Annotated in this window: 14 protein-coding genes and 2 tRNA genes; 11 read left to right on the forward strand and 5 right to left on the reverse strand. The window is 70.8% G+C overall.

The features are described 5' to 3' along the window. The first annotated feature begins 20 nt into the window (after positions 1-20). From lptF to rsmA, 5 genes are all read left to right on the forward strand, one after another. Entirely contained in the window at positions 21-1,193 is a 1,173-nt protein-coding gene (gene lptF / locus HPY23_RS15365; RefSeq protein ID WP_091884543.1) for an LPS export ABC transporter permease LptF, read from the forward strand. Between the two features lie 6 nt (positions 1,194-1,199). Then, the gene (gene lptG / locus HPY23_RS15370) at positions 1,200-2,288 is read left to right on the forward strand and encodes an LPS export ABC transporter permease LptG (RefSeq protein WP_060848706.1); all 1,089 of its coding nucleotides are present in this window, start codon (positions 1,200-1,202) and stop codon (positions 2,286-2,288) included. A 56-nt stretch (positions 2,289-2,344) separates the two neighbouring features. Then, the gene (locus tag HPY23_RS15375) at positions 2,345-4,957 is read left to right on the forward strand and encodes an LPS-assembly protein LptD (protein WP_407942783.1); all 2,613 of its coding nucleotides are present in this window, start codon (positions 2,345-2,347) and stop codon (positions 4,955-4,957) included. A gap of 165 nt (positions 4,958-5,122) precedes the next feature. After that, positions 5,123-6,145, forward strand: a complete 1,023-nt coding sequence (gene pdxA / locus HPY23_RS15380; protein ID WP_091884681.1) for a 4-hydroxythreonine-4-phosphate dehydrogenase PdxA — start codon at positions 5,123-5,125, stop codon at positions 6,143-6,145. A gap of 53 nt (positions 6,146-6,198) precedes the next feature. Beyond that, positions 6,199-6,978: a 16S rRNA (adenine(1518)-N(6)/adenine(1519)-N(6))-dimethyltransferase RsmA gene (rsmA, locus tag HPY23_RS15385; RefSeq protein WP_236012646.1), complete on the forward strand. Its 780-nt coding sequence runs from the start codon at positions 6,199-6,201 to the stop codon at positions 6,976-6,978. Positions 6,979-7,136: 158 nt separating this feature from the next. Here rsmA and HPY23_RS15390 read toward each other — a convergent pair whose 3' ends face one another. From HPY23_RS15390 to lipB, 3 genes are all read right to left on the reverse strand, one after another. Next, a complete protein-coding gene (locus tag HPY23_RS15390) occupies positions 7,137-8,114 on the reverse strand; it encodes a TIM44-like domain-containing protein (protein ID WP_091884549.1) in 978 nt (325 codons plus the stop codon). A 203-nt stretch (positions 8,115-8,317) separates the two neighbouring features. Next, the gene (locus HPY23_RS15395; protein ID WP_244537523.1) at positions 8,318-9,451 is read right to left on the reverse strand and encodes an ATP-binding protein; all 1,134 of its coding nucleotides are present in this window, start codon (positions 9,449-9,451) and stop codon (positions 8,318-8,320) included. A gap of 126 nt (positions 9,452-9,577) precedes the next feature. Further along, on the reverse strand, positions 9,578-10,282 hold the full coding sequence (lipB, locus tag HPY23_RS15400) for a lipoyl(octanoyl) transferase LipB (RefSeq protein ID WP_413231105.1): 705 nt from the start codon (positions 10,280-10,282) through the stop codon (positions 9,578-9,580). 105 nt (positions 10,283-10,387) lie between these two features. Between lipB and HPY23_RS15405 the strand changes: the two genes are divergently transcribed. The 3 genes from HPY23_RS15405 to HPY23_RS15415 all read left to right on the forward strand — a co-directional run bounded on the left by HPY23_RS15405 (position 10,388) and on the right by HPY23_RS15415 (position 11,173). Beyond that, a complete protein-coding gene (locus tag HPY23_RS15405) occupies positions 10,388-10,693 on the forward strand; it encodes a FliM/FliN family flagellar motor switch protein (RefSeq protein ID WP_048428740.1) in 306 nt (101 codons plus the stop codon). 122 nt (positions 10,694-10,815) lie between these two features. Further along, positions 10,816-10,900 (forward strand) — tRNA-Leu (locus HPY23_RS15410). 188 nt (positions 10,901-11,088) lie between these two features. After that, positions 11,089-11,173: transfer RNA gene (locus tag HPY23_RS15415), tRNA-Leu, on the forward strand. Positions 11,174-11,601: 428 nt separating this feature from the next. Here HPY23_RS15415 and HPY23_RS15420 read toward each other — a convergent pair. Together HPY23_RS15420 and HPY23_RS15425 are read right to left on the reverse strand one after the other, a co-directional pair. Next, a complete protein-coding gene (locus tag HPY23_RS15420) occupies positions 11,602-12,381 on the reverse strand; it encodes an ABC transporter permease (RefSeq protein ID WP_091884556.1) in 780 nt (259 codons plus the stop codon). A 105-nt stretch (positions 12,382-12,486) separates the two neighbouring features. Continuing rightward, positions 12,487-13,056 (reverse strand): peroxidase-related enzyme, encoded by a 570-nt coding sequence (locus HPY23_RS15425; protein ID WP_413231106.1) that lies wholly within the window; start codon positions 13,054-13,056, stop codon positions 12,487-12,489. A 210-nt stretch (positions 13,057-13,266) separates the two neighbouring features. Between HPY23_RS15425 and HPY23_RS15430 the strand changes: the two genes are divergently transcribed. The 3 genes from HPY23_RS15430 to HPY23_RS15440 all read left to right on the forward strand — a co-directional run bounded on the left by HPY23_RS15430 (position 13,267) and on the right by HPY23_RS15440 (position 19,299). Then, positions 13,267-18,129, forward strand: a complete 4,863-nt coding sequence (locus HPY23_RS15430) for an NAD-glutamate dehydrogenase (protein ID WP_244537524.1) — start codon at positions 13,267-13,269, stop codon at positions 18,127-18,129. Then, positions 18,126-18,791, forward strand: coding sequence for a 5,6-dimethylbenzimidazole synthase (gene bluB / locus HPY23_RS15435; protein WP_091884561.1), 666 nt, complete (start codon positions 18,126-18,128; stop codon positions 18,789-18,791). Before HPY23_RS15430 ends, bluB begins: the two co-directional genes overlap by 4 nt. A 100-nt stretch (positions 18,792-18,891) precedes the next feature. After that, the gene (locus HPY23_RS15440) at positions 18,892-19,299 is read left to right on the forward strand and encodes a tautomerase family protein (protein WP_091884563.1); all 408 of its coding nucleotides are present in this window, start codon (positions 18,892-18,894) and stop codon (positions 19,297-19,299) included. The last annotated feature ends 67 nt before the right edge of the window (positions 19,300-19,366 follow it).

Here is a 19,366-nt window from a genome sequence, read left to right on the forward strand (position 1 = left end):
GGCCCGACCGCAGCCGGCCGATGAAGCAGATCGAGCGATACATCTTCCGCATCGCCCTCGGGGCGTTCCTATCGTGCCTGATCGGCCTCACCGGCGTGATCTGGGTGACGCAGGCCCTGCGCGAGCTCGACCTGATCACCGCCAAGGGCCAGACCCTGCTGATCTTCTTCCTGATCACCGGGCTGTCGCTGCCGACCCTGATCACCGTGATCGCGCCGGTCGCGCTGTTCATCGCGGTGGTCTACGCGCTCAACAAGCTCAACGGCGATTCCGAGCTGATCGTGATGAGCGCGGCCGGCATGTCGCCGCGCCACCTGATGCGGCCGTTCCTGACGCTGGCGCTGATCGTCAGCGCGGCGATCGGCTTCCTGACCATCCAGGTGATGCCGTCGAGCTTCCAGGAGCTGCGCGACGTGCTCACCCGGGTGCGCGGCGACTTCATCGCCAACGTGGTCAAGGAGGGGCAGTTCACCAGCCTCGACAGCGGGATCACCTTCCATTTCCGCGAGCGGGCGCCGAACGGGGCGCTGCTCGGCATCTTCATGCAGGACCGGCGCGAGGTGGGTAAGACGGTGGTCTACCTCGCCGAGCGCGGCCAGGCGGTCGACCTCGACGGGCAGACCTACCTGGTGCTGGAGAAGGGCAGCATCCACCGCCAGCAGCCCAACAGCCGGGATTCCTCGATCATCACCTTCCAGCGCTACGCCGTCGACCTCGCGGCCTTCACGCCGCCGGACGCCGACACGATCTACAAGCCGCGCGAGCGCTCAACCGTGCAGCTGCTGTTCCCGAACCCGAACGAGACCTACTACAAGCTCACCAAGGGCCGCTTCCGGGCCGAGCTGCACGACAGGCTGTCGTCCTGGCTCTATCCCCTGGCCCTCGGCCTGATCGCCTTCGCGGCGCTCGGCGATCCCCGCACCACCCGCCAGGGGCGCGGTCTGGCAGTGGCGGGCGCGATCACCGCCGTGGTGGCCCTTCGCATCGCGGGCTTCGCCGCCTCGAGCGCGGCGGTGCGCAGCCAGGGCGCCGTCGCGGCGGTCTATCTCGTGCCGCTGCTCGCGATCGTGCTCTCGCTCGTCGTCGCCACCCAGGGCAACCGGGTGCGGGCCTTCAACGCCGTCGTGGCGGCGCGGCTGCGCCGGCTCTCGGCGGCGCTGCCGGCACGGCGCCTGCGGATGCGGGCGGGCTGAGCCGCCATGCTGATCGGCGTCACGCTCGGCCGCTACCTGGCGGCCCGCTTCCTGCGGATGATCCTGGGGGTCTTCCTCACGGTCTTCGCCCTCGTCTACACCCTCGACTTCGTCGAGCTGATGCGCCGGGCCGGCGACGCCGAGGGCGCCTCGGCCGCCGTGATGGCGCGGCTCGCGCTGTACCGCACCCCGGCGGTGGCCGAGCAGGTCCTGCCCTTCGCGATCCTGTTCGGCGCGATGGCGGCCCTGCTTCAGCTCAGCCGGAAGCTCGAACTGGTGGTGGCCCGCGCCGCCGGCATCTCGGCGTGGCAGTTCCTGCAGCCCGGCGCGCTGGTGGCGCTCGGCATCGGCGCCTTCACGGTCGGGGTCTACAACCCGGTCTCGGCCGAGCTGAAGCAGCGCTCGACCGAGATCGAGGCCAAGATCTTCGCCCGCTCGGGCAAGGCCGCCTCCGGCAAGGAGTTGTGGATCCGCCAGCGCGGCATCGACGGCCAGGCGATCATCCGGGCCGAGACCGCGGTCGAGGGCACGGCGACGCTCGCGGGCGTCATGGTCTTCACTTTCGACGACAGCGGCGCCTTCACCCAGCAGATGCAGGCGGCCCGCGCCACCCTGCACGACGGCTACTGGGAATTGCAGGACGTGCGCGTGCAGGGGCCGGACCAGGAGCCGCAGAGCTACGACACCTACCTGATCGCCTCGACGCTCGACCCCTCGCAGGTGCGCCAGCGCTTCACCCCGCCGGAATCCGTGCCTTTCTGGCAACTCACCGAGACGATCGCCCGGACCGAGCGGGCGGGACTCGACGCCACGCGCTACCGCCTGCAGTACGACGTGCTCCTGGCGCGGCCGGTGCTGTTCCTGGCGATGGTGCTGGTCGCGGCATCGGTTTCTTTAAGGTTCTTCCGCTTTGGTGGCATCGGCAAGATGGTGCTCGGCGGCGTCGCGGCGGGCTTCGTGCTCTACGTGGCACGGCAGGTGATGGAGGGCCTAGGAGCCTCTGGATTGGTCGCCGCGCCGGTGGCGGCGTGGTTCCCGGCCGTGGTAGGGAGTCTTCTCGGAACGCTCGCGCTTCTGCACCTGGAGGACGGCTGATGCCCACCCTCCGGCAAGGCGGCACGGGCATAGCGGGTGCAGGGATGGGTCGAGTCGTGCGTAAGGCCGCGGGTGCCGCGGTCACGGGATCCCTGACGGTTCTGCTAGCGGCCGCCGTGACGGTGGGCGCGAGCGAGCCCGCGCGTGCGCAGGGCACGCTGAACGACCGCCTGGCGGCGCGCACCGCCAAGAATCAGGACAAGCCCGGGGCCGGAGGCGAGCGCCTGCTCGTCGAGGCCAAGGAGCTCGTCTACGACAACGACAAGAACACGGTCTCGGCGGTCGGCAATGCCGAGCTGCATTACGGGCCGCGCACGCTGCTCGCCGACCGCGTCCGCTACGACCGCAACACCGGCCGGGTCTTCGCCGAGGGCAACGTCCGCCTCACCGACGAGACCGGCTCGGTCGTGACCGGCGACAAGATGGAGCTGACCGACGACTTCAAGTCCGGCTTCATCGACTCGCTGCGCGTCCAGCAGACCATCGAGCAGCGCGGCCGCCCGGCCCGGGTGCGGTTCTCCGCCCCGCGGGCGGAACGGATCGCGGGCGAGACCACGACCTTCGAGTACGGCACCTACACGGCCTGCGAGCCGTGCAAGGACCACCCCGAGCGCCCGCCGCTGTGGCAGGTCAAGGCGGCGCGGATCATCCACAACAACGAGGAGCGCCGGATCTACTACGAGGATTCCTACCTCGAAGTGGCCGGGATCCCGATCGCCTACCTGCCCTACTTCTACTCGCCCGACCCGACGGTGCGGCGCGACACCGGCTTCCTGGCGCCGCACTTCGTCTCCTCGAACGTGCTCGGCTACGGCATCGGCACGCCGTTCTTCTGGAACATTGCGCCCGATTACGACCTTACGATCGAGCCGACCTTCCTGTCGAAGCAAGGTGTGCTCGGCCAGGCCGAGTGGCGCCAGCGGCTGGCCAACGGCTTCTACAACGTCCGCGTCAGCGGCATCTTCCAGTCGACCCCGAGCGCGTTCCTGCCCGGCCCCCTCGGCTCGGGCGACCGCGACTTCCGCGGCTCGATCGAATCGGCCGGCCAGTTCTACCTCGCCCCGAACTGGCGTGCGGGATGGGACGTCGTCGGCGTCACCGACAAGTGGTTCCTCGACAACTACCGCATCCGCAACCAGACGATCAGCACGGACTACTTCCGCGAGGCGGTCTCGACCGCCTTCCTGATCGGCCAGGGCGACCGTTCGTGGTTCGAGGCGCGGGGCTACTACTTCAAGGGCCTGTCGACCTTCGACTGGCAGAAGCAGCAGCCGATCGTCGCCCCGGTGATCGACTACGACAAGCGCCGGGACGGGCCCGATCCGATCGGCGGCGAGGTGCGGTTCCAGGCGAACTTCACCCACCTGTCGCGGGACGCGACCCAGTACACCCAGATCCCGCGCACCGGCACCTACCTGCTCAGCCCGAGCGTCAACGGGATCACCTTCCCGCTCTACAGCACCTGCTCGGTGTTCGAGCGCGGGCAGTGCCTGGTGAGCGGGCTTGCCGGCGACACCACCCGGGCGACCGCCCAGGTGTCGTGGCGGCGCACCTTCACGGACGAGTTCGGCCAGCGCTGGCAGCCCTTCGCCTACCTGCGCGGCGACGCCTTCTTCGTGAACCCGAACACGACCGGCTTCCAGAACCCGGAAGTCAGCAACCTGTTCTCGCCCGACTCGAACTTCTCCGGCCGGGTGATGCCGGCGGTCGGGCTCGAGTACCGCTATCCGTTCGTCGCCGATTTCGGGCCGCTCGGCGTGCACACCATCTCGCCGGTGGCCCAGGTCATCGCGCGGCCGAGCGAGACCCATATCGGGCGGCTCCCCAACGAGGACGCCCAGAGCCTCGTCTTCGACGACACCTCGCTGTTCGCCTGGGACAAGTTCTCCGGCTACGACCGGGTCGAGGGCGGCGTGCGCGCCAACCTGGGCGCCGAGTACTCGATCACCGGCCGCAACGGCTTCTACCTGAACGCGATGGCCGGCGAGTCGATCGCGATCGCGGGCGTGAACTCGTTCCGCCGCGGCGACATCGCCAATGTCGGCCGCGATTCGGGCCTCGAGCAGACCCGCTCGGACTTCGTCACCCGCTTCCAGGTCTCGCCGAACCAGAACATCAGCTTCATCACCCGGGCGCGGTTCGACAACGACACTTTCGCGATGAAGCGCCTCGAAGCCGGCATCACCGCCAAGTTCGCGCCGTTCCTGCCGCTCGAGGGCTCGCTGATCTACGCCCGCTACGCGGCGCAGCCCGAGCTCGGCTTCGATCGCCGTCGCGAAGGCCTGCAGGCCTCGGCGCTCTACAACATCACCCCGAACTGGTTCGTCACCGGCTCGGTGCTGTTCGACCTATCGCACTACCTCCAGGTGCGCGAGTTCTACGCCACTGCCGCGCAGTCCTACTTCCTCAACCCGGTCGGCACGGCACCGATCTACGACAAGTCCGACAAGTTCTACGTCTCCTCGTCGGGCTTCGGCTTCGGCTACCGCGACGAGTGCACGACGATCTCGCTCAACTACCTGTCTTCTCCGATCGAGACGGCGGCGGGCCTGCGCGAGCGCAACCAGACCTTCCTGCTCAGGATCGAGCTGCGCACCCTCGGCGAGGCGAACTTCCGGCAGAACCTCAGCACCTCCACGACGGCGGACGGCATCGCCACGGCGCGGTGACGGGTTGCCGGCGCCTGCCCTTCCGGCGGGCGCTCGCCCGGCGGGAGCGCTTGGCCGGCAGGAGCGGTTAGCCGGCAAGAGCGCTTGCCCGACGGGAGCCGGGATGCGATGGCGCGCTGGACGAACCTGCGCCACGGCGCGCCGCCACGGACGGGGATCCCCGCGATGACCACAGCCCTCGCGCTGACACAGGGCGATCCGGCCGGGATCGGGCCCGAGATCACCCTGCGGGCCTGGCTCGCCCGCGAGGAGCACGGCCTGGCGCCGTTCTTCGTCATCGGCGACCCGGAGTTCCTCGGATCGATCGCGGCCCGCCTCGGCTTCGCCGTGCCGCTCGTCGCGGTCGAGCCCGAAGAGGCGGCGGCCGCCTTCGCCCGGGCCCTGCCGGTGGTGCGGCTGCCGGGCGGGCTCACCGTCGCGGCGGAGCCGGGACAGCCCGATCCGGCGAGCGCCGCCGGCACCCTCGCGTCGATCGACGAGGCGGTGCGGCTGGTCCAGGCCGGCCGGGCGCCCGCCCTCGTCACCAACCCGATCGCCAAGCACGTCCTGTACGAGGCGGGCTTCCGCCATCCGGGCCATACCGAATACCTCGCGGCGCTCGCCGCCGCGCCCGGCGCGGCCCCGCCGACGGCCGTGATGCTGCTGTGGTCGGAGGACCTGGCGGTGGTGCCGGTGACGATCCACGTCGCGCTGCGCCGGGTGCCGGACCTACTGACCGCCGACCTCGTGGTCGAGACCGCCCGCATCGTCGACCGCGACCTGCGGAGCCGCTTCGGCTTGGCCGCTCCGCGCCTCGTGCTCGCCGGGCTCAACCCGCATGCCGGCGAGGCCGGCACCATGGGCACCGAGGACCGCGACGTGCTCGCTCCCGCGGTCGAGCGGCTGCGGGCGGAGGGCATCGCGATCACCGGGCCGCACCCGGCCGACACGCTGTTCCACGCCCGGGCGCGCGCGACCTACGACGTCGCGCTCGCCCCGACCCACGACCAGGCCCTGATCCCGATCAAGACGCTGGCCTTCGACGAGGGCGTGAACGTCACCCTCGGGCTGCCGTTCCTGCGCACCTCGCCGGACCACGGCACCGCCTTCGACATCGCCGGCAAGGGGCTCGCCATGCCCGACAGCCTGATCGCGGCGCTGAAGCTCGCGGGCCGACTGACGCGAGCCCAGGATGGAGTTGCCGCGTGAGCGCCCCGGACGGCCTGCCGCCCCTGCGAGAGGTGGTACAGGCGCACGACCTGATGCCGCGCCGCTCGCTCGGCCAGAATTTCCTGTTCGACCTGAACCTCACCGGCCGGATCGCCCGCTCGTCGGGGCCGCTCGACGGGGTGACGGTGGTCGAGGTCGGCCCCGGCCCCGGCGGCCTGACCCGGGCGCTCCTGATGCACGGCGCCGCCAAGGTGATCGCGGTCGAGCGCGACCCCCGCGCCCTGCCGGCGCTCGCCGAGATCGCCGCGCATTATCCCGGCCGCCTCGAGGTGGTGGAGGCCGACGCGCTGGAATTCGACCCCCGCCCGCTGATCGGCGAGGGACCGGCCCGGATCGTCGCGAACCTCCCCTACAACGTCGGCACGCAGCTCCTCACCGGCTGGCTGACCCAGGAGGCCTGGCCGCCCTGGTGGGACTCGCTGACCCTGATGTTCCAGCGCGAGGTCGCCGAGCGCATCGTCGCCGACGAGAGCGACCGGGCGAATTACGGCCGGCTCGGCGTCCTGTGCGGTTGGCGTACGCGAGGACAGATCCTGTTCGACGTGCCGCCTGCCGCCTTCGTGCCGCCGCCGAAGGTGACCTCGAGCGTGGTGCGGCTGGTGCCGAGACCCGAGCCCCTGCCCTGCCGGGTCCGGGCCCTCGAAACCGTGACCGGCGCCGCCTTCGGCCAGCGCCGCAAGATGCTGCGCCAGAGCCTGAAGGGCGCGACCCCCGACCCCGCCCCCCTGCTCGCCGCCGCCGGCATCCCGGAGACGGCCCGGGCCGAGGAGGTGCCGGTGGCGGGATTCGTGGCGATGGCCCAGGCGCTCTGACGCCCGAGCCTTCGGAAACGCCAAGCCTTCGGAAACGCCAAGCCTTCGGGAACGCCAAACCTTCGAGATGCGACCGAACGCGAAAAAGCCCCCGATCCAGGCCGGATCGAGGGCTTCGCGAAGGTAGCGGGGAGCGTGGCTCCCCGCACGATCGACCGTTATCGCGTCTGCTGGATGGCCGAAACCACCCATTGGCCGCCGCGCTCGCGCAGGAACGTCCAGACCTCGGTCGCCTCGGGCGGGTTGGTCTCGACGACCTTGCCGCTGGCGCGCTCGATCAGCGCATCGCGCAGGGTGTAGCGCATCGCCACGGTGGCATAGTCGACCGGGCCCTCGCGCCAGGCCTCGGCAAGGTCGCCCTGCTGCAGCTTCACGTCGGCGATCTTGTTGACCACGCCGCGGGCGGTGTTGGCACGGATCTCCTCACCGAAGTAGCCGAACATCTCCGGCGTCGTCAGGCGCCGCAGGGTGGCGGCGTCCTCGGCGCCATAGGCGAGCTGGACCTGGGTGAGGGTGCGCTCGAAGGCGTCGAAATCCTGCGGGCCGATGCCGACCTCGTCGCGCTTGGGCGGACGGGCCTGCTGGGCCGCGGCGCCACCGCCGAGCATGCCGCCCAGACCGCCACCGAGGCCGCCCGTGTTGCCGCCCATGCCGCCGAGCGGGCCACCGGAGGCCGGTCCGCTGCGGTTGTAAGCACCCGCCATGGCCGGCTCGGCCCGGCGGCGGCGCAGGAAGCGCATCACCAGCACGACCGCGCCGACGAGCAGGCCGACCTGGATCAGCAGGCCGAGGAAGGACGCGATGCCGCCGAGGCCGCCAAAGAAGCCGCCGCCGATCAGCGCACCGAGCAGGCCGGCGCCGAGCAGGCCGGCGAAGAAGCCGCCGCCGAAGCGCCGCGCCGGGGCGGCGGGGGCGCCCATCGGCGAGCCGGGCTGGGTCATCGAGCGCTGCATCGGCGCGGGGGCACCGGGGGCGGTCGTGGTCGGGGCCGGCGCCGAATAGGTGCGGGAGCCGCGCGATCCCATCGAGGAGCCGCTGCCGGGACGCGCCTCGCCGGCCGTCGCCGCCACGGCCATCAGGGCCGCGAGGCCGAAGGCTGCAACCGTCCGGCGGCCGCGGGTGAAGGTGGTCATCATCGGTTCGTCTCGCCTCGTGCCATCACCAGTTGGGGCGCCGTCCAGGGGGCGGGGTCCTGCCCCCGCCACGCATATGGGGATGCGGGCGACGCAGTAGAAGGGAGGACTCGCCCCGGATGCCGTCCTGGTCATCACTACACAGGATGAAAAGTCACCGATCGGCGCCAGATCTGCCAAGCGATAAATTTTTGATCTGACGGGGATTAGCGCATAGCGGCACTTCGTTGCGGGCGCCGTTCCTCTGCCGCCGGGAAGGTCAGGCGGATCGACGTCCCCTCGCCGGGGGTGCTGCGGAGCGCCACGGCGCCGTTCTGGCGCTTCACCACCGCGTTGAGGATGGCGAGGCCGGTGCCGCGGCCGGGTTCGCGCGTGGTGAAGAACGGCTCCAGCGCCCGGCCCAGCACCTCCGGGGCCATGCCGGATCCGGTATCGGCCACCGTCAGGGCGACGTGGCGCCCGGCCGACCCGTCCGCCGCCACGCCCTCGCCGCCGTGGTTGCGGGTCTGGATCGTCACGCGCCCGCCCGCCGGCATCGCCTCGACGGCATTGCGCAACAGGATCTGCAGGATCAACTCGGTCTGGACCGGATCGACGCAGGCGATCCACAGGTCGCCGGCGAGGTCGAGATCGAGGGCGACGCTCCCGCCGAGCACCGCCTCGGCCCGCCCGCGGTGATCGCGCAGCAGCCCGTTGAGGTCGACCGGCCGCGGCTCCGGCCGGTGTCTTCGCGAGAAGGCCAGGAGGTGGCGGGTGAGCGCCGAGGCGCGCTCGGCCGCGTCGGTCGAGCGGGTCAGCGCCCGCTGCACGAAGGCGTCCGGGTGCTCGCCGAGGCGCCGGCGCAGGCCGTCGACGTAGCCGACGAGGATCTGCAGCAGGTTGTTGAACTCGTGCGCGACGCCGTTGGTGAGCTGGCCGAGCGCCTCGCGGCGCTGCGCCAGGCCGAGGGCCGCCTCGAGGTCGCGGCAGCGGGAGGTGTCGACGAGCTGAATCAGGCGGGCGCCGTCCTCCCCGCCCACCGGGGAGACATGGAGCGCGGCCCACAGGGTCGCGCCGTCGCGGCGGCGCACCAGCACCTCGGCGCTGGCCGGGCCACGCCCGGCGAGGAGGGTCCGCAGGGCATCCTCGGCCTCCGAATCGGCGGCGAGCGCGGTGATCCTGCCGGGAACCGCGCCCAGCAGGGTCTCGGCCGCGGAATTAGCGAACAGGATCGCGTCCTCGGCGCCGGCCGCGACCACGACGGAGGGCAGCGGCGCCGCCGCGAGCGCCGCTCGCAGGGGCCGGAAGGCGCCGGAGCCTGAGACCTCGGAGCCTGTGACCTCGGGGGTCTCAGCCGGCACGGGCGGGGCCTCCATCATGGCGCGGCAGGGGCCGCCCGCCCGGCAGCCGCATCGTCCACGCGTTCTGGACCATCACTCTAGAGCAAGTCCGGGCAAGCTGAAAACCGGGGGACGGTGGGGTAACCGTCATGGATCCGTCGGCGGGGCGACCTCGCCCCGACCATCGTCCTCGACCAGGACGGTGGGCCCGAAGATCGCCTCGAAGCGCCCGCGCAGCACGGCGTCGACCTCCGGCAGGGTGACCGGCCGTCCGAGATCGACGAGGCTCGTCACCCCGTGCTCGCGAACGCCGCAGGGCACGATGCCGGAGAAGTGCGACAGGTCCGGCTCGACGTTCAGGCTGATGCCGTGGAAGGTCGCCCAGCGCCGTACCCGGATGCCGATCGCCGCGATCTTGTCCTCGACTCCCGGCCCCTTCTCCGGTCGGCGCACCCAGACGCCGACCCGGTCCTCCCGGCGCTCGCCCCGCACCGTGAACGCGTCGAGCGTCGCGATCAGCCAGGCCTCCAGCGCGGCCACGTAGGCGCGCAGGTCCGGCCGCCGCCGGTTGAGGTCGAGCATCACGTAGGCCACCCGCTGCCCGGGGCCATGATAGGTGTATTGCCCGCCCCGCCCCGTGCGGTGGACCGGGAACCGCTCGGGCGCCACGAGGTCGGCCTCCCGGGCCGAGGTGCCGGCGGTGTAGAGCGGCGGATGCTCGATCAGCCAGACGCGCTCGAGGGCGCGGCCCTCGGCGATCGCCGCCGCCCGCGCCTCCATGGCGGCCTCCGCCTCGCGGTAGTCGAGGAGCGCGTCGCGCACGACCCATTCGACGGGAGGGCTGCCGGGCACCGGCAGGAGGCTCCCCGGGGCGGTTCCGAGCCGGTCGTTTACCAAGGCTTCACCATAAGATCGGATTGTCGGGGCATCGGTTCGTGGTCAGGGTGGGTCTGTCCGTTGGCGGTTCTCGACATTCTCAAGGTTGACCTCGCGGTGGTGCTCGGGCGGACCCGGATGCCGATCCACATGCTGCTGCGCATGGGCCGCGGCGCGGTGATCGAGCTCGATTCGACCGACAGCGATATGGTCGAGATCCTCGCGAACAACCACCCGATCGCCCGCGGGCAGATCGTGGTCACGGGCAACCGCATCTCCGTGGAGGTGACCGAGCTGATCCGCAAGGCCGAGGTGGTGCGCGAGCCGGGCATCCGCATCGGCGACGGCGGCGCCGCCTTCCTGGGCGCCCTGTCGGACGCGCTCTGACGAGAATGTTTGCCAGTTCCGCATCGGGGCGCTTGCGTCCCCCGGGGGGGACTGGTATTCGCAGCCTCGCTTCGGACGGGTTTCAGCCCCGCCCCGCCGCTTCCGGCGAGATGAAGCAATCCGCGGCCGTGGCGGAATTGGTAGACGCGCTAGCTTGAGGTGCTAGTTGGGCAACCAGTGGAGGTTCGAGTCCTCTCGGCCGCACCATCTCTCTCACGAGGTCTTCGACCGGCGGCAGGGGATGGAGACGGAAGTCCGTGCAATAGGTTCGACCAGGTCGGGCTGTGCGTAGGACGAAGTCGCCGATGAGCGCGCTGTCTTCCCGGCAGTGATGCAGATATTGACTGATGGTTTCAAGACGAGCTGGACCGCTTTTTGGATGTCCGGCGAACTCCGCGGCCGTGGCGGAATTGGTAGACGCGCTAGCTTGAGGTGCTAGTTGGGCAACCAGTGGAGGTTCGAGTCCTCTCGGCCGCACCATCCCGCTTCAAGGGATGGTGGGATCCGTTCAGTCGGATCTAGCTTCGCGGATGGCTGTTGCGCGCGGAGCCAAAACCCTAAGATCATTAAACTTCGCTTGCTGAGCGTGCCGCTCCTCACATCGTGTCCGTATAGCGGTGATAGCGGTCGGGCGACGCGCGCGTCGTGCATCAAGACGGCACGCACCTGCGCCGTGACGCAGGATTCCACCACTTCGGACTGGATTGATCCGTCTTGCGGGAAACGTGACCGCGCTGTCCGCCGGCGCACTCGCCAACCCCTGGGAAAAGGTGGCGTTCGCACCCGGACAATATCGATGAGCGGTGCGACAGGCCGATCCCGGCGGTGCAAATGGACGGCCACGTTCGCGCGGCCGGCCCGCCAACCCCCTTCCCTTTCGGCGCCGAGCACGGAGCCAACACCCGCCCTCAGTTGAGGAAGCGCGGCACCACGAAGCGAATACCCAGGAGACCGATCAGCGCCATCGTGCCACTGACGATAAGCACGTACATAACGTCGGCATCTGCTCCATAACCTGGATAGAATGCTGATCGACATACCTTTACGATGTGCATGAGCGGGTTCCACTGCACATAATCATAAATGACTGCCGGCATTGCCTCAACTACAATGACCGTTCCACTAGTAAAATAGACGATTAGAACAGGAACTATGACAATAAACTGCCATTGAATGAGCATTTGTGAAATAAATACGTTAAAAAATCCTGCGCCTGTTGCAAAAAACAACGCAAGCAGCATAGCCTCACAGAATGCAAATGAATCCCTAGGGACAACGTGCGCACCAAAACACGCCGCGATAAAAAATGTCATAAAAATACTCAGGCTACTAGTACAGACTTCAACGATCGCGCGCGACATGACAACGTCGAAGAACTTTACCTGAGGAAAATAAACGAGCTGTCTATTTGATAACGGCCCTTCCATCATCTTTTTAGACATGTAATTGAAAATAATATAAGGGGATAGACCCGAAACGGCAAACAGCACGATGCTGTCACCGATCGGCGTCGGCTTTTTCATGACGACATAGGCGGCGGTGATGACGAGGATGTGGGCGCAGGGCCATAAGACCGCGACGCTGTAGCCCCACATCGTCCCGCCGAAGCGGGTCCGGATATCGCGCAGCATGAGGGCACCGAGCACATCCAGCTGGACCTCGAGCGCCGATTTTGCCTGGTACGCCATCCACCACTCCCGTCGGGCGAGGGGCGCGACGCGCCCTCGACCGGTTGCCCGTTCTCTTGCTGCGCCTAAGCCGACAATACGGCAGCCGGGTGACCGCCTGCGGGCTCAGCCGGCCTCGGGAAGGCCTCTCGCCTCGCCGTGGTAGGAGCGGTTCGGTCGCATGTCGACGGCCGAGGCCATGCGGTTCGACATGTTGAAGAAGCTCGCCACAGCGGAGATGTCCCACAGGTCGCGCTCGGAGAAGCCGGCGTCGCGAAGCGCGTCGCGGTCCTCCTCCTCGATCGTCCAGGGCGCCTCGGTCAGCGCCACCGCGAAGTCGAGCATGGCTCGGTGGCGGGGCGAGAGGTCGGCGGCGCGGTAGTTCATCACCAGCATCTCGGCCAGCACCGGGTCGCCCGAGAGGCTGCGCACGGCAGCGCCGTGGGCGGTGAGGCAGTAGTAGCAGCGGTTCACACTCGAGACCGCGACCGCGATCATCTCGCGCTCCAGCTTGGACAGGCCGGAGGGTGCGGGCATCAGATCATTGTAGAGCGCCGCGAACGCCTCGAGCTTGGCGCCGTCATGGGCGTAGGCCAGCAGGACATTCGGCACAAATCCAATCTTTTCCCGACACTTGTCGAAGTAGACTTGCATCTCGGGCGAGAGTTCGGGCGAGGTTGGAAGGTCGAGGGCCATCACCCGTCCTTCGGTCTCCTGCGGCAACGGCCGCTCTCCGACTTTCGGCTTCGCGCCCGGCTGCTTCTTACCGTTCGACATCCCAGTGCCCTCCCGATCGGCATGCCTCACCTATAGGCAGTTTGCCTCATGATGGCGAGGTCGGCCTTGCCGGGCCGGAAGCGCTGTGCCACCGCTCGCGCCGTCACCCTCGACAGAGGACGAGCAGACGTGGAACCATCGACCGCGACCGCCACCGCCGAGGCGAAAGCCAGCCGGACCGATCTGATCGCCGCCGCCGCGGCGCTGGCGGACGACCGGGGCGGCCCCGGCGGCTTCGTCCGCGACCTCTTCGGCCGCGTCGCGCCGGAGGATCTGACCGCCTACACGCCCGAGGCCCTGGCCGATCTGGCGCTCGCCGCCCGGGCGCACCTGGCCGCCGCGCGGCCCGGCCGCACGACGAGCGCGGTGCGGCTCTCCGACGCCGAGGTCGAGCAGGGCGGGCGCCGGCGCGACCTCACGGTGATCGAGGCGGTCAACGCCAACCGGCCGTTCCTGCTCGATTCGACCCTCGCGGAGATCGTCGCCCGCGGCTACCGCCCCCGCCTCGTCGCCCACCCGATCCTCGGCGTCGAGCGCGACGCCGAGGGCGCCCTGGTGCGGGTCGTCGGCGAGACCACCGCGCAGGAGACAGGCGGCGAGGCCGGCGGGCTCGCCCGCGAGAGCTTCATCCACGTCCATCTCGACCGCATCGACGACGAGGCGGCCCGCGCCGCGCTCCATGCCAGCCTGACCCGGGTCTATGCCGACGTCGCCGTGACGGCGGCCGACCACACCGCGATGGTCGAGCACCTGGCCGAGGCGGCCGCTGCCTACACGGACGCGCCCTCCCCCCTGGCGCCCGAGGAACGGGCCGAGGCCCGCGCCTTCCTCGACTGGCTGCGCGACGGGCATTTCGTGCTGCTAGGCCTGCGCGAGTACCGCGACGCGGACGGCGCCGACCATGCCGGCGTGCCCGGCAGCGGGCTCGGCCTCCTGCGCGACCCCGCCGTCGAGGTGCTGCGGCGCGGCGACGCCATGGTGGCGGTGACGCCCGAGATCCGCGCCTTCTTGGAAGGGCCCGAGGCGCTGATGGTCACCAAGGCGAGCCTGCGCTCGCGGGTGCGCCGGCAGGCGCATCTCGACATGGTGGCGATCAAGCTGTTCACCGCCGAGGGCGGCCTGGCGGGCGAGTTGCGCCTCGTCGGCCTGTTCACCGGCAGCGCCTATGCGAGCCGGGCCGAGGAAGTGCCGTTCCTGCGCCGCAAGGTCGCGGCGGTGCTGCGCAAGGCCGGCCTCGACCCGACGAGCCATGCCGGGCGCTCCCTCGTCCACGTCCTCGAGACCTACCCGCGCGACGACCTGTTCCAGATCGAGCCCGGCCTGCTCCTGCGCTTCGCGCTCGCCATCGTGTCGCTCGCCGACCGGCCGCGGGTGCGGGTGCTGGCGCGGCCCGACAAGTTCGGCCGCTTCGTCTCGCTGATCGCCTACCTGCCTAAGGACCGCACCGACGCCCGGCTGCAGGCCCGGATCGGCGCCTACCTGGCCGAGGGCCTGGGCGGTCGCCTCTCGACCATCGCGCCCGACTATCCCGAGGGTCCGCTCGCGCGATTCCACGTCATCGTGGCGACGCCGGACGCGCCGCCCGACGAGATCAACGCCGGCCGGCTCGAGGCCGGCATCGCGGAACTCGCCCGCACCTGGGCCGACTCGCTGCGCGACGCCCTGTCCGAATCCCGCGGGGGCGACGCCCGCGGCCTCGCCGCGGTCTACGCCGATGCCTTCCCGGCCGGCTACCGCGAGATGTATGCCGGCGCGCAGGCACTGCCCGACATCGCCATCCTGGAGCGGATCTCGGAGGGCCAGCCCCGGGCGGTCGACCTCTTCCGGCGCCCCGGCGATCCCGAGACCCGCATCGGCCTCAAGGTGTTCTCCCGCGGCGCGGCGCTGCCGCTCTCGGAGCGGGTCCCGGTTCTGGAGAATCTCGGCTTCCGGGTCATCGACGAGCGCTCCTACCGGCTCAAGCCGGAGGGCGCCGGCGCCCGGGTGTGGCTGCACGACATGCTGCTGGAGCGCGCCGGCGGCGGGCCGGTCGACGTCGCGTCGGTCGAGGGCCCGGTCGAGGCGGCGCTGCTGGCGCTCGCCCGCGACCTCGCCGAGTCGGACGCCTACAACCGCCTGGTGCTGGAGGCCGGGCTCGGCTGGCGCGACGTCGCGCTCATCCGGGCGCTCGGCCGCTACCTGCGCCAGCTGCGCATCCGCTACGGCCAGGGCTACCTCGCGGCGACGCTCGCGCGGCATCCCGCCCTCGCCCGGCGGCTGGTCGCGCTGTTCTACGCCCGCTTCGACCCCCGCCGCGACGGCGATCGGGCGAACGCGCAGGAGGCCGTACGGGGCGAGATCGAGGCGGATCTGGCCGGAGTGACGAGCCTCGACGAGGACCGGATCCTGCGCCGCTTCGTCAACCTGGTGGAGGCGGCGCAGCGCACGAACTTCTTCCAGATCGGGCGCAACGGCCTGCCCCCTGAGACCATCGCGTTCAAGTTCCGCTGCGCCAAGGTCGACGGGATGCCGCTGCCGCGGCCGCTCTTCGAGGTGTTCGTCTACTCGCCCCGCGTCGAGGGCGTGCACCTGCGCTTCGGCTACATCGCCCGCGGCGGCCTGCGCTGGTCGGACCGGCCGGAGGACTTCCGGACCGAGGTGCTGGGCCTCGTCAAGGCGCAGCAGGTCAAGAACGCCGTGATCGTGCCGGTCGGCGCCAAGGGCGGGTTCTTCCCCAAGCGGCTGCCCCCGGCCTCCGACCGCCAGGCCTGGATGCAGGAGGGCACCGAGAGCTACCGGATCTTCATCCGCACCCTGCTCTCGCTGACCGACAACATCGTCGACGGGGCGATCGTGCCCCCGCCCGCCACCGTGCGGCACGACGCGGACGACGCCTACCTGGTGGTGGCCGCCGACAAGGGCACCGCCACCTTCTCGGACGTCGCCAACGCGCTGTCGCTCGAGGCGCGCCACTGGCTCGGCGACGCCTTCGCGTCCGGCGGCAGCCAGGGCTACGACCACAAGGTGATGGGCATCACCGCACGGGGCGCCTGGGAGGCGGTGAAGCGCCACTTCCGCGAGGTCGACATCGACATCCAGGCCGAGCCGGTCACGGTGGCGGGCGTCGGCGACATGTCGGGCGACGTGTTCGGCAACGGCATGCTGCTGTCGCGCTGCCTGAAACTGGTGGCGGCCTTCGACCATCGCGACATCTTCCTTGACCCCGATCCGGACCCGGCCGTGGCCTTCGCCGAGCGGCAGCGCCTGTTCGATCTGCCGCGCTCGTCCTGGGCCGATTACGACCGGCAGAAAATCTCGGCCGGCGGCGGGGTCTTCTCGCGCCAGGCCAAGACCGTGCCGCTCTCGCCCCAGATGCGCGCCCGCCTCGGGCTCGACCAGGCCGAGGCGACCCCGGCGGACGTGATGCAGGCGATCCTGCGCGCGCCCGTCGACCTCCTGTGGTTCGGCGGCATCGGCACCTACGTGCGCGCCACCTCCGAGAGCGACGACGAGGCCGGCGACCGCGCGAACGACGCCATCCGCATCACCGGCGCGGAGCTGCGCGCCCGGGTGGTGGGCGAGGGCGCCAATCTCGGCCTCACCCAGCGCGGCCGCATCGAGGCGGCGCGGCGCGGGGTGCGCCTCAACACCGACGCGATCGACAACTCGGCCGGCGTCAACACCTCGGACGTCGAGGTCAACATCAAGATCGCGCTGGCCACGCCGGAGCGCGACGGCCGCCTGAGCCCGGAGAGCCGCAACGCACTCCTCTCCGGCATGACCGAGGCGGTGGCCGACCTCGTTCTGCGCAACAACCAGCTCCAGACGCTGGCCCTGTCCCTCGCCCAGCGCTCGGCGGCGGCCGAGACGGGCTTCGCCTCCCGGCTGATGCAGACGCTGGAGGCCGACGGCCGTCTCGACCGCGGCGTCGAGTTCCTGCCCTCCGACGCGACCCTGGCGGAGCGGGCGCAAGGCGGCGAGGGCCTGACCCGGCCCGAGCTCGCGGTGCTGCTCGCCTACGCCAAGCTGTCGCTGAAGGATGCCCTCCTCGACAGCGCTGTGCCGGACGATCCCTACCTCGCCCGCGAGCTTGAGCGCTCCTTCCCGCCGGTGCTGGTGGCGCGCTACCCCGACGCGGTGCAGGGCCACCGGCTGCGACGGGAGATCATCGCCACGAGTCTTGCCAACGCCATCGTCAACCGCGGCGGGCCGACCATCGTCAGCCGGCTCGCCGACGAGACCGGCGCCGAGGCCCCGGCCATCGCGGCAGCCTATGCGGTCACCCGCGACGCCTTCGGGCTGGTCGACCTCAACAAGGCGGTCGACGCCCTCGACGGTACGATCTCGGGCGACCAGCAGCTCGCGCTCTATGCCGAGCTGCAGGATCTGCTGCGCCAGCGCATGGTCTGGTTCATCCGCAATGGCGAGACCGCCGCCGGCGGCATCGAGGCCGCGGTGCAGCGCTACCGCGACGGCATCGCGGCGGTCTCGGCCGCCCTCCCGGGCGCCCTGCCCCCGGCGGCGGCCGAGGCCCTGACCCGGCGCATCCGCTCGCTCGTGGACCACGGCGTGCCGGAGGAGCTGGCCACGCGCCTCGCCGCACTCGGCGAGCTGGGCGCCGCGCCCGACATCGTCGAGGTCGCCGAGGCGACCGGACGCCCGCCGGCCTCCATCGCCGCGACCCACTTCGCGCTCGCCGACCTGATGCGCCTCAACGCCCTCGCGGCCGCCGCCCGGGCGGTGCCGGTGGCCGACACCTTCGACCGCATCGCCCTGGAGCGGGCGGTTGCCGGCATCGCCGCCGCCCATCGGGCGCTCACCGCCGAGGCCGCGGCGTTCGAGTCCGAGGGCCCGGCCGCGGTCGAGGCCTGGAGCCAGGACCGCGGCGCGGCGCTCGCCCGCATCCGCACCGCGGTCGGGGCCATCGCCGCCTCGGGCCTCACGGTGTCGAAGGTGTCGGTGGCGGCGAGCCTGCTGGGGGACCTGGCGAAGCGCGAGCCGGCACGGCCGTGACCGACCCGGCGACCACGGGCCGATCAGTCGGCGGCCCGGAATTCGGTACCGAGTTCCGGGCCCGCTTCGCCGACCTGGTCGCCTGGCGCCGCGACGTGCGGCGCTTCCGCACCGACCCGGTGCCGGACGACGTGCTGAGGGACTGCCTGGCGCTCGCGCGCCTCAGCCCCTCGGTCGGCAACAGCCAGCCCTGGCGCTTCGTACGGGTCTCCCGGCCGGAGCGCCGCGCGGCCGTCGCGGCGAGCTTTTCGCGGTGCAACGAATCAGCGGCGGGCGCCTACGACGACGAGCGCGCCGCCGCCTATCGCCGTCTCAAGCTCGCCGGCCTGCGCGAGGCGCCGGTGCACCTCGCGGTGTTCTGCGACGAGGCGACGGCGTCCGGCCACGGGCTCGGCCGCGCCACCATGCCGGAGATGCTGCGCTACTCGGTCGTGACGGCGGTCCACACTCTCTGGCTCGCCGCCCGCAGCCACGGGCTCGGCGTCGGCTGGGTCTCGATCCTGTGCCCCGAAGAGGTGACGGACGCCCTCGACGTGCCGCCGAGCTGGCGGCTCGTCGCCTATCTGTGCGTCGGCTACCCGGCCGAGGAGCATGCCGACCCGGAACTGGTGCGGCACGGCTGGCAGGCGCGCGAGGCAGACGGCGCGCTTCTCGAGAGGTGAGCCGGGCGCAAGCCGGGGCTGCATTCTTCGCATTCGCGTACATACCAGTAGGTACGATAGAAGGATCGAGGCCGCTCCCGCAGCCGCGGAGATCTCTCCCATGCCCCTGGTCACCGTCACCCTGAAGCGGAACCGCCCCGCGGAGGAGCGCCGCGCCATCGCGGATGCCGTCCACGCCGCCCTCGTCGACAGCATCGGCATTCCGGCGGATGACCGGTTCCAGGTCGTCTCGAGCGGGTTCGACGACGTGATCTACGACCCGGCCTATCTCGGCATCTCCCGCACCGACGACCTGGTAATGGTCCAGGTCCATCTCTCGACCGGGCGAAGCGTCGCGCAGAAGAAGGCGCTGTTCGCCGCCATCGCGGCAAATCTCGGCGCGCTGGGCATCCGGCCCGAGGACGTGCTCGTCACCCTGGTCGAGATGGCCCGGGAGAACTGGTCGTTCGGTCACGGCCTCGCCACCTACGCCGACCTCCCGCCGCCGCACTTGGCGGGTGCGGCCTGACGGCTGGCCGGGCGGCCCCCGGCGCGGCATATCGTGTCCGCCGGAGGGCCGTTCGGGACGAGACGAA

The sequence above is a fragment of the Methylobacterium ajmalii genome (assembly GCF_016613415.1).
In the GTDB taxonomy this organism is placed as follows: Bacteria; Pseudomonadota; Alphaproteobacteria; order Rhizobiales; family Beijerinckiaceae; genus Methylobacterium; species Methylobacterium ajmalii.

Excerpts from the sequence above, each read along its gene's own strand:
- lptF (WP_091884543.1), top strand. The coding sequence starts at position 21 with ATGAAGCAGATCGAGCGATACATCTTCCGCATCGCCCTCGGGGCGTTC.
- lptG (WP_060848706.1), top strand. The coding sequence starts at position 1,200 with ATGCTGATCGGCGTCACGCTCGGCCGCTACCTGGCGGCCCGCTTCCTG.
- pdxA (WP_091884681.1), top strand. The coding sequence starts at position 5,123 with ATGACCACAGCCCTCGCGCTGACACAGGGCGATCCGGCCGGGATCGGG.
- rsmA (WP_236012646.1), top strand. The coding sequence starts at position 6,199 with ATGCCGCGCCGCTCGCTCGGCCAGAATTTCCTGTTCGACCTGAACCTC.
- HPY23_RS15390 (WP_091884549.1), bottom strand. The coding sequence starts at position 8,114 with ATGATGACCACCTTCACCCGCGGCCGCCGGACGGTTGCAGCCTTCGGC.
- HPY23_RS15420 (WP_091884556.1), bottom strand. The coding sequence starts at position 12,381 with ATGGCGTACCAGGCAAAATCGGCGCTCGAGGTCCAGCTGGATGTGCTC.
- HPY23_RS15425 (WP_413231106.1), bottom strand. The coding sequence starts at position 13,056 with ATGGCCCTCGACCTTCCAACCTCGCCCGAACTCTCGCCCGAGATGCAA.
- HPY23_RS15440 (WP_091884563.1), top strand. The coding sequence starts at position 18,892 with ATGCCCCTGGTCACCGTCACCCTGAAGCGGAACCGCCCCGCGGAGGAG.